Origin of the sequence: Candidatus Corynebacterium faecigallinarum, assembly GCF_052264515.1 — a bacterium.
Lineage (GTDB): Bacteria > Actinomycetota > Actinomycetes > Mycobacteriales > Mycobacteriaceae > Corynebacterium > Corynebacterium faecigallinarum.
The window spans coordinates 1-1,238 of the sequence record NZ_JBQQOC010000076.1 but is presented as its reverse complement, the minus strand read 5'-3'; the positions used below and the strand labels follow the sequence as shown (position 1 = coordinate 1,238).

Annotated in this window: 1 protein-coding gene; it reads left to right on the top strand. The window is 64.9% G+C overall.

Annotation, left to right across the window (positions count from 1 at the left end; translation table 11 throughout):
• Positions 1-1,225: ISL3 family transposase (locus ACTXPP_RS14100; protein ID WP_443342741.1), on the top strand; the 1,225-nt coding region annotated here is incomplete at its 5' end.
• Between the last annotated feature and the right edge of the window lie 13 nt (positions 1,226-1,238).

Genomic DNA, 1,238 nt, shown 5'->3' with positions numbered 1-1,238 from the left:
CAACATCACCCACCTCTACTGTCATCCGGTGACCGTCGACCTCAGCTGCCCACACTGCGGACACGCCTGCCGAGTTCGCGACCATATCGAACGCAGGCTCACGGACCTGCCCATCGCCGGACACCCAAGCCTGCTGCACGTCCGCGTACCCCGGTTGGTCTGCGTCAATGACGACTGCGAGGTCACCATCTTCCGGGCCTCGATCCCACAAGCCGCCGACGACCGTCAGACGGTAACCCACCGGGTGACCCGCTGGATTCTGCAACGCATGGCGGCTGACGGCATGAGCGTGAAAGCCTGCGCCCGCGGGCTGGGCATCGGCTGGGACAAGACCAACCAGCTGGCCCTGACAGCCTGCCGGCACTTGTCCTACGGAGATCCCACCCGACTGGACCGGGTCCGGATCCTCGGCGTGGACGAGCACAAATGGAAGCACGTCCGCGGCGACGGGTCCCCCGGGTTCGTCACCGTCATCGTGGACCTGACCCCACTGGTCGACGGGGTAGGCTCGGCCCGGCTCCTGGACATGGTGCCCGGCCGCAGTGCCGACGTCTTCGGCGACTGGCTCGATGCCCGCGGCAGCACGTTCCGCCACCGGATCCGGGTCGTGACCATGGACGGGTTCACCGGCTACGCGAAAGCCGCGACCCAGCACCTGACCCAGGCCAGGCAGGTCATGGACCCTTTCCATGTCGTCCACCTGGCCATCGACAAGCTCACCGCATGCAGGCAACGTGTACAGAACGAGACGATGGGCCACCGCGGACGGTCCGGGGACCCGTTGTACGGCATCAGACGGATCCTGTTGACCAGGAAGTCGCTGGTCACCCCGAAAAACGCGGTCAAGCTCGATGACGTGCTCACCAATGATGCGCACCTTCCGGTGCAGGTGACGTGGCACTTCTACCAGGAGATCATCGCCGCGTATCAACAGGACCGTCCCCGGGACGGGAAGCTGCGGATGTTCAAGGTGATCAAGGCGCTACACGTGAAGATCCCCAACGACCTGCGGGAACTGCGGGTGCTGGGCCAGACGCTGTGGCGGCGACGAGCCGACATCCTCGCCTACTTCGACACCGGTGCGTCCAACGGGCCGGTGGAGAACATCAACGGCAAGCTGGAGCACCTGCGCGGTATCGCGTTGGGGTTCAGGAACAAGGCCAACTACATCTTGCGGTCACTGATCCACTCGGGAGGGCTCCGCGGGGCAATCAACGCACTCTGAAACCGGAAGAGCC